Raw genomic sequence first — 8,068 nt, 5'->3', positions numbered from 1 at the left:
GGTTATGGTTCTTGGTCAACTGTTCACTAAAAGCATGATCCCCACGATGGGCACAATAGCAGCTTGATAATTGGCTTATAGGACTTATCTTTATATAAAAAGTCCTTATTTATATAAGGACTTTTGGGGGAAGGTTCTAATCGTTATTTGCGATCAAATTTAGGAGTGTTCAATAACAATCGTTCCAATTTCTGGATTGCTGAAACTGATAATGTAATCCAACCTGAGTTCATAGGTTTCTTCAGTTGAATCGATGAGAAGATATTCAATTTTTTTTCTTAAAATTAAGCTGTTAGCTTTCCCTTCAAATATTTCACCATTTCGCAATTGGAGATGCAAATGTAGCTGGCGTTGGCAGGCTAGCTCAAGGTTATCGTAATCATCACAGTTAATTGGTTGATATTCTTCGTTATCTATAGACATATTTGCTCACCACTATGTTAGTGGCGGTTATCGTGCCGCCCGTGATTGACCTAAATCGAACGTAAAATGCTACTTACGACTATAGCACAGTAAGCTTCCCGTGATTACTGCATCAGTTGGTGAGAATTTTGTTGCAACAGGAAGCCGATTAAACCTGTATCTTATCATTACTGAATGGAATAGAGTCATACTATTTGGTTTTTCTCTCCGTGCATTTTGCAATACGGTAAAGTAGCGTCAACGTTGTGACGTAAAATTTATGTTTCATTTGAAACTTATTAATTATCTTTTTGGATTTATCGGATTAAATGATGAATAGAAAAATATTATTTACCTTGTTGGTTGCTGGGGTATTCACCGCGACAGGGTGTCAGAATACTTCCCCGACACAGAATAACCCCGTATTTCAGGAGCAACTCCTGTCAAGCGAGAACGTGTTTAGTGGTGTCGTGCCTTGTGCGGATTGTGCAGGTATCGAGACGACCTTACAGCTTGCTCAGGATGGGACATATATATTGGGGCGAACTTATCTGGAAGCCAAAAGTGAGGAAAATACGTTCTTTGAAACGGGTCATTGGGTGATAAAGGGCAAAAAGATTGTCTTGAGTCAGCAAGACGGCAAAAAATCTTATTTTCTGATGAAAGGTGAAAACGTGGTTATGCTGGATATCAACGGTGAGCCAATCCAATCAAGCTTTAATTATGAATTGGATAAAATAAAACCGAAAAAGCTGGCAGGCGAATACAGCTATTTTGCTGATTCGGCGCTTTTTACGGAATGTGGCAGCGGAAAGCGTTATGATGCTGCCGAAAATATCGATTTAGAACGTGGTTACAGTGCTACGGGAGTGGAAGGCGGAACTCCGGTTTACGTGGAAATAGAAGGCTACTATACGCTGCGTCCTTCAATGGAAGATGGGCTGTTTGACAATGCGGTGATCCAGACAGGCAAAATTCGTTTTGATAAGACTTCTTCCTGCCATAGCAAGAAATAACGTATAAACGGTGGATCACCGATTGAAAAACCTGCGTAATAAGTACGCAGGTTTTCTTTATTTAAGCGAATACCCTCTGGTAAGATTAAGCCTGTTGGATATAGCCTTTCAGGCAACCAACAACCTCTTCCAGTTTCAGCATTTGCTTGTCACCAGTACGGCGGTTTTTATATTCGACTTCACCGTTATCCAGATTACGATCACCGATAACCAGAGTATTTGGTACACCGATGAGCTCCATGTCAGCAAACATCACGCCAGGGCGCTCTTTACGATCATCGAAAATGGCATCAATGCCGCTGGCGCGTAATTCTGCGTATAATTTTTCAGCGGCTTCTTTCACCCGGTAAGATTTATGCATGTTCATTGGCAGGATGGCCACTTGGAATGGGGCAATGGCATCTGGCCAGATAATGCCGCGATCATCGTGATTCTGCTCAATAGCAGCCGCAACGATGCGGGTAACGCCAATACCGTAGCATCCCATCGTGACAACTTGATTGTGCCCATCTTCATTCTGCACCGTTGCTTTCAGGGCATCAGAGTACTTTGTGCCTAATTGGAAGATATGGCCCACTTCAATACCACGTTTGATTAGCAGCGTTCCTTTACCGTCTGGGCTGGTATCACCTTCAACGACATTACGGATATCAGCCACTTCTGGAAGGGGTAAATCACGTTCCCAGTTAATGCCGAAATAGTGTTTGTCATCAATATTTGCGCCTGCACCAAAATCACTCATGACAGATACGCTGCGGTCAATAATGACAGGCATAGGCAGATTGACCGGACCTAAGGAACCCGGACCTGCGTTGACAGCGGCACGGATGTCTTCTTCGCTGGCGAAATTCAACGGGCTGGCGACCAAAGGCAATTTTTCTGCTTTGATCTCATTCAATTCATGATCACCACGTACCAACAAGGCAACTAACTGATGCCCGCTCTCTTCTGCGGCATGAACGATCAGCGTCTTGACGGTTCTTTCAATGGGCAGATTGAATTGTTCGACCAGTTCAGCAATGGTTTTGGCATTTGGGGTATCGACCAGACGCATTTCCTCAGATGGCGCAGCACGTTCCCCTGATGGCATAACCGCTTCAGCCAATTCAATATTGGCAGCATAGTTAGACTCGGTAGAGAAAACGATATCATCTTCGCCGCTGGCTGCCAGAACCTGAAATTCATGAGAAGCGCTGCCACCGATTGAGCCGGTATCTGCCAAAACTGCGCGGAAATCCAAACCAATGCGGGTAAAGATTTTACTGTAGGCATCGTACATCTTATCGTAAGTTTCTTGCAGGGATGCTTGGCTGGTGTGGAAAGAGTAGGCGTCTTTCATGATAAATTCACGTGAACGCATCACCCCGAAGCGTGGACGAACTTCATCACGGAATTTGGTCTGGATCTGGAACAGGTTGAGCGGAAGCTGCTTATAGGAAGTGACCTCGTTACGAACCAGATCAGTGATAACTTCTTCATGAGTGGGGCCCAAAACGAAAGGACGTTCCCCTCGATCAGCAAAACGCAGCAATTCTGGGCCATATTGCTCCCAACGGCCGCTTTCCTGCCACAAATCTGCTGGCTGGACTACCGGCATGGAAACCTCAATCGCCCCTGCATTATTCATCTCTTCACGAACAATGTTTTCAACTTTTCTCAACACGCGAACACCTGTCGGCATCCAGTTGTACAGACCTGAAGCGAGTTTACGGATCATCCCGGCACGAAGCATCAGCTTATGACTGATTACCTCTGCATCAGCAGGTGTCTCTTTTAAAGTAGAGAGCAGATATTGGCTAGTACGCATAGTAAGTTTCCATTGGATAGCACATTGCTTTTGGGCGGTAAGATATTACCACTCAACCCAGAAAATAAAGACAAACCGCTAGTCTACCAGTGAGCTTGCGATGTCAAAAGGAGTTTTAGCAGTGTTCGATAGAAACCACTTCCGTCATCGTATTAAAAACCCGCCAGCGAACGTTGAAATCTAAGAGGTGAGCGGCGTATATGCGGTCTTCCTGCGCTTTTTTACGGTAGGCTGGCCGGGGATCTTGCGCCAATATTTGGCTGATAAAACGCTTCAAGTGAGGGTAGTTGGCTTGGTAGGATAAAAGTTGGCATTCGGCTTCTGGTGAGAAATTCACTGTCATGTCTGCCTCTGGTGCTGCTTGGGCAAAACCCGCCTTGGCTTCTGGGCGTGATTCGGCGAAAGGCAGGTAAGGTTTGATGTCGATAACCGGTGTTCCATCCACCAAATCCAAACTCCCCAGTTCCAGAATGACACGGTTGTTCTCGCATTGAATGTTTTTTAATTCCACCAGTGACATGCCAACCGGATTGGGGCGGAAGGTTGAACGGGTGGCAAACACGCCCATTTTGGCATTTCCGCCCAAGCGGGGTGGGCGCACCAGTGGATTCCAGCCACCCTCCATGGTTTGATGAAACACAAAAATAATCCACAAGTGGCTGAATTGTTCCAACCCGCGGACTGCATCAACCTGATTGTAGGGCGCAAGTAACTCTAGCTGCCCTGTACCATCTTCGACCAAACCCGGTTGACGGGGAATGGCAAATTTCTCTTTGTAAGGAGAATGAATGGTTCCTATTTGCGTAAAATGAAAATCTGCCATGAGCGTTTTTTATAATAACTTATTGATAATAATAAATTGGTCACAATTATTGATGAGTGGTCAGTAATGCTGACCCTTCACAAATGGCAATTTGGTAGCAACCTTGACCCGGTAAAATTGCACATTGATGAAGTAAAACTGCATTTGCGTTTAGATAAGCGGCTTTTGCCAGCATGTTTTGCCGTGCGGTTGCAATACTGGCGGGAGAGTCTTGCAGCGTACTACGGCAGGATTCTCCGGCGACAATCCCGAGATCTTTAAAGGGTAAACCTGCCAGCTCATCTGGCTTGGTATACAGGCGGACATAAGAGAGCGCTCTGTTTTTCTCGTCTGACTGATGTTTCAACTTCGAATCTGGCATATCAGATTTATTGAACTGAGTGGGGAGTGACGAACATCCAGCGATAAAGAGCGCCATGAAACAGACAGATAACATACGCATTGAGTTGAGTCCTCGTATTCTTGTGTTTTCACCCAATAAAAATGGGTGGATATAAACATATCCACCCAATGAGTTTAATCTTGATTGATTAAATAGAAAAGATTACCAGCCTTTTATTGCTCCACCCTTGAAGACTTCATTAGCTTCTTTTTCGACTTCTGGAGATTGGTACGCTTTCACAAAATTTTGCACATTTTCCGCATCCTTATTGTCTTCGCGGCTGACAATAATATTGACGTAAGGTGAGTCTTTATCTTCAACAAAGATCCCATCTTGTTCGGGTGTTAAACCAATCTGTCCTGCGTAGGTATTATTGATAATCGCGAAAGCAATCTTTTGGTCGTCCAGTGAACGTGGCAATTGTGGTGCTTCCAACTGCACGATATCCAAGTGCTTAGGATTGCCGGTAATGTCCAAAATCGTTGGCAGCAGGCCGACACCTTCTTTCAGCGTAATCAGGCCATGTTTTTGTAATAACAGCAGGGAGCGGCCTTGGTTAGTCGGATCGTTGGGGATGGCAATTTGAGAGCCATCCTGCAATTCATCCAGTGACTTAATTTTTTTGGAGTAGGCCGCCATTGGGAAAATGAAAGAGTTACCCACAATGGCCAATTTGTAGTTACGTTCTTTTACTTGCTGATCTAAAAAAGGCTTATGCTGGAAGACATTCACATCAATATCCCCTTTACTCAATGATTCATTCGGCAGAACGTAATCATTGAATGTCGTCAGCTCAACATCAAGGCCATATTTATCCTTAGCCACTTGTTTAGCCACTTCAGCAACTTTAAGTTCAGGTCCGGCAATAACGCCAACCTTGATATGGTTTGGATCACGTTGTTCCTGCCCGCAACCGGCAAGAATTAATGTACCTAATAATGCACTGATTGCAGCAATGGATTTCAATTTCACTGACATATTTCACCCCTATTGAATACTAATATTTAACCTGTTTTACTCAAGTTACTACATACTGCTATGTTGAAATAATCTATTTACGATTGACGGTCTTCACTAAACGATCACCGCCTACCTGAATCAAGAATACTAAAACAACTAATAATGCTAATACGGTATTCATCACTGTCGCATCGTAGCCAATATAGCCATATTGATAACCAATCTGCCCCAGACCACCGGCACCAACGGCGCCACCCATTGCGGAATATCCCACTAATGTAATTAACGTTATGGTTGCAGCATTAATCAAACTTGGCATGGCTTCTGGCAATAAGATCTTTTTGACAATCTGGAGTGGTGTTGCTCCCATTGCACGTGCTGCTTCAATTAAGCCTGTCGGAATTTCCAATAAGGCATTTTCCACCATGCGGGCAATAAATGGTGCCGCTCCCACGGTTAACGGGACAATTGCCGCCTGCAAACCAATTGATGTTCCTACAATCAGGCGGGTAAATGGGATCATCCATACCAATAGAATAATAAAAGGTATTGAACGCGTAATATTGACCAATGCAGAAAGTATGCGATAAAGCGTACTATTTTCAATGATCTGCCCTGGACGGGTAACGTATAAAAGTACACCAGCCGGCAATCCAATAACAAAGCCAAAGAAACCAGAAACAAAAGTCATGACGAGAGTTTCCCAGACTCCTTTAGCCAATAATAAAATCATTCCTTCAGACATAACCGAGAACCTCCACTTTCACATGATGCTCTTCTAAAAATGCAATTGTTGATTTGATGCTATCGCTTTCCCCATCTAATTCAGCCAGCATCACCCCAAATTTAACACCACCGGCGTAGTCCATTTGGGAGCTTAATATGCTGATATCGATATCAAAGCGGCGAACTGCCATAGAAATTAAAGGTGCATCAACTGACTTACCCGTGAATTCCAACTTCAATAATGGGCAGCGATCAGGCGATGATTCCGGTTGTAACCTCTGTAAGTAATCTTCAGGAATATCCAAATGCAACGTAGATTTGATAAATTCTTGAGCAACCGGCGTTTTAGGATGCGAAAATATTGCGCTCACAATATCTTGTTCAATCAATTGACCACCACTGATGACCGCAACCTGATCACAGATACGTTTAACGACATCCATTTCATGGGTAATCAGAAGAATGGTCAATCCCAGCCGACGGTTAATGTCTTTTAATAACGCCAAAATAGAACGTGTTGTTGCTGGATCTAAAGCGCTGGTAGCTTCGTCACACAGAAGCACTTGAGGCGAGTTTGCCAAAGCCCGCGCAATAGCAACACGCTGTTTTTGACCACCCGATAAATTGGCAGGATAAGCATCATGTTTATCCGTGAGGCCAACTAACTCTAGCAATTCGTTAACCTTGGCCTTTATTTCGGCTTTTGGCGTGTTATTAAGTTCCAAAGATAACGCAACATTACCAAAGACTGTTCTGGATGACAGCAAATTAAAATGCTGGAAAATCATGCCAATATGACGACGTGCATGAGTAAGTTCACGTTCTGAAAGAGACGTGAGATCCTGCCCGGCCACTAATACCTGACCAGAAGTCGGCCGTTCAAGCATATTCACACAACGAATTAAGGTACTTTTGCCGGCACCGGAAGAACCGATAACGCCATATATTTGCCCCTGTGGGACATGTAGGTTGATATCTGAAAGCGCTTTTATCGAACGCGTTCCTTGTTGAAATATCTTATTTATCTTAGTCAGTCTTATCATTTTTTTCTTATTATGAAGTAGAGATGAATGACTTGAGAACCTTTCAACAAGTCATGAATTAAATTGGATGTTAAGGCGTCTAGACGTCTAAGTCAACAATGAATAAGTTAAATGCTGCATTTTCAATCAGTAATAAATCATGCGATACTGTCCGCTTGTTACATTCTTGGAGTAATCAGGTGACTCAAGGTATTCCCGCCGTATTTTTAGATCGTGACGGCACGATTAACATCGATCATGGTTATGTACATGAGATAGATAATTTTCAATTTATTGATGGTGCCATTGAAGCCATGCTGGAATTGAAAAAAATGGGCTATGCTCTGGTTTTGGTTACGAATCAGTCAGGTATTGCCCGTAAGATGTTTAATGAAGATCAGTTTATGCAATTAACAGAATGGATGGATTGGTCATTGTCGGATCGGGGTGTTGATCTTGATGGCATTTATTATTGTCCGCATCATCCAGAAGCAGAGAATGAAGAATATAGGAAAAACTGTGACTGCCGTAAGCCACAACCCGGTATGTTGTTAGATGCACAGAAAGCATTACATATCGATATGTCCTCTTCTTATATGGTAGGAGACAAAATAGAAGATATGTTGGCAGCCAAGGCAGCGAAAGTCGGAACCAAGGTTCTCGTTCGTACAGGAAAACCAGTAACAACAGAAGCAGAGCAAGCGGCGGATTTGGTCGTGAATAGTTTGTCAGACCTGCCAAATGTACTAAAAAATAGGCAAAAATAACCTTTTGGGCTAAATTGTAAGCACTTAAACAAGTAATTACAAAAAAGGCTTGCCTAAATCAGAAGGCTCTCTATAATTCGCTTCCGTTGTCACGACAAACATACAAACCTGTCGGGATGACAAAGTGAAAAGCCCTGAAAAATAAGGCTTGACACGACAAGAG

Annotated in this window: 9 protein-coding genes; 2 read left to right on the top strand and 7 right to left on the bottom strand. The window is 43.4% G+C overall.

From position 1 onward, the window contains the following. Positions 1–159: 159 nt before the first annotated feature. Positions 160–423 carry a Rho-binding antiterminator gene (gene rof, locus PSI17_RS15375; RefSeq protein WP_273552815.1) on the bottom strand — a complete coding sequence of 88 codons (264 nt, stop codon included), beginning with the start codon at positions 421–423 and terminating at the stop codon, positions 160–162. A 311-nt stretch (positions 424–734) separates the two neighbouring features. Here rof and nlpE point away from each other — a divergent pair, with 311 nt between their 5' ends. Then, positions 735–1,418, top strand: a complete 684-nt coding sequence (nlpE, locus tag PSI17_RS15370; protein WP_273552814.1) for an envelope stress response activation lipoprotein NlpE — start codon at positions 735–737, stop codon at positions 1,416–1,418. Positions 1,419–1,503: 85 nt separating this feature from the next. Here nlpE and proS read toward each other — a convergent pair whose 3' ends face one another. The 6 genes from proS to metN form a co-directional block, all read right to left on the bottom strand. Then, positions 1,504–3,225 carry a proline--tRNA ligase gene (gene proS, locus PSI17_RS15365; RefSeq protein WP_273552813.1) on the bottom strand — a complete coding sequence of 574 codons (1,722 nt, stop codon included), beginning with the start codon at positions 3,223–3,225 and terminating at the stop codon, positions 1,504–1,506. A gap of 115 nt (positions 3,226–3,340) precedes the next feature. Next, a complete protein-coding gene (tsaA, locus tag PSI17_RS15360) occupies positions 3,341–4,048 on the bottom strand; it encodes a tRNA (N6-threonylcarbamoyladenosine(37)-N6)-methyltransferase TrmO (protein WP_273552812.1) in 708 nt (235 codons plus the stop codon). 46 nt (positions 4,049–4,094) lie between these two features. Then, the gene (gene rcsF, locus PSI17_RS15355; RefSeq protein ID WP_273552811.1) at positions 4,095–4,490 is read right to left on the bottom strand and encodes an Rcs stress response system protein RcsF; all 396 of its coding nucleotides are present in this window, start codon (positions 4,488–4,490) and stop codon (positions 4,095–4,097) included. 102 nt (positions 4,491–4,592) lie between these two features. Then, positions 4,593–5,408: a MetQ/NlpA family lipoprotein gene (locus PSI17_RS15350; RefSeq protein WP_273552810.1), complete on the bottom strand. Its 816-nt coding sequence runs from the start codon at positions 5,406–5,408 to the stop codon at positions 4,593–4,595. 73 nt (positions 5,409–5,481) lie between these two features. Next, positions 5,482–6,135: a methionine ABC transporter permease MetI gene (locus tag PSI17_RS15345; RefSeq protein ID WP_273552809.1), complete on the bottom strand. Its 654-nt coding sequence runs from the start codon at positions 6,133–6,135 to the stop codon at positions 5,482–5,484. Continuing rightward, positions 6,128–7,159, bottom strand: coding sequence for a methionine ABC transporter ATP-binding protein MetN (metN, locus tag PSI17_RS15340; RefSeq protein ID WP_273552808.1), 1,032 nt, complete (start codon positions 7,157–7,159; stop codon positions 6,128–6,130). The genes PSI17_RS15345 and metN overlap by 8 nt, the downstream gene beginning before the upstream one ends. A gap of 179 nt (positions 7,160–7,338) precedes the next feature. On the opposite strand from metN, the gene gmhB reads away from it, so the two are divergent. Then, complete coding sequence (gmhB, locus tag PSI17_RS15335) at positions 7,339–7,905, top strand: D-glycero-beta-D-manno-heptose 1,7-bisphosphate 7-phosphatase (protein WP_273552807.1); 567 nt, start codon at positions 7,339–7,341, stop codon at positions 7,903–7,905. Positions 7,906–8,068: the final 163 nt, after the last annotated feature.

The organism is Xenorhabdus sp. IM139775 (assembly GCF_028598745.1).
Lineage (GTDB): Bacteria > Pseudomonadota > Gammaproteobacteria > Enterobacterales > Enterobacteriaceae > Xenorhabdus.
Note: the sequence above shows the minus strand (reverse complement) of the source record. Positions and strands in the feature narration are given on the sequence as shown.

Bases quoted from the DNA above. Each gene is read 5' to 3' on its own strand.
- nlpE (WP_273552814.1), top strand. From the start codon at position 735: ATGAATAGAAAAATATTATTTACCTTGTTGGTTGCTGGGGTATTCACC.
- tsaA (WP_273552812.1), bottom strand. From the start codon at position 4,048: ATGGCAGATTTTCATTTTACGCAAATAGGAACCATTCATTCTCCTTAC.
- proS (WP_273552813.1), bottom strand. From the start codon at position 3,225: ATGCGTACTAGCCAATATCTGCTCTCTACTTTAAAAGAGACACCTGCT.
- metN (WP_273552808.1), bottom strand. From the start codon at position 7,159: ATGATAAGACTGACTAAGATAAATAAGATATTTCAACAAGGAACGCGT.
- rof (WP_273552815.1), bottom strand. From the start codon at position 423: ATGTCTATAGATAACGAAGAATATCAACCAATTAACTGTGATGATTAC.
- PSI17_RS15350 (WP_273552810.1), bottom strand. From the start codon at position 5,408: ATGTCAGTGAAATTGAAATCCATTGCTGCAATCAGTGCATTATTAGGT.
- PSI17_RS15345 (WP_273552809.1), bottom strand. From the start codon at position 6,135: ATGTCTGAAGGAATGATTTTATTATTGGCTAAAGGAGTCTGGGAAACT.
- rcsF (WP_273552811.1), bottom strand. From the start codon at position 4,490: ATGCGTATGTTATCTGTCTGTTTCATGGCGCTCTTTATCGCTGGATGT.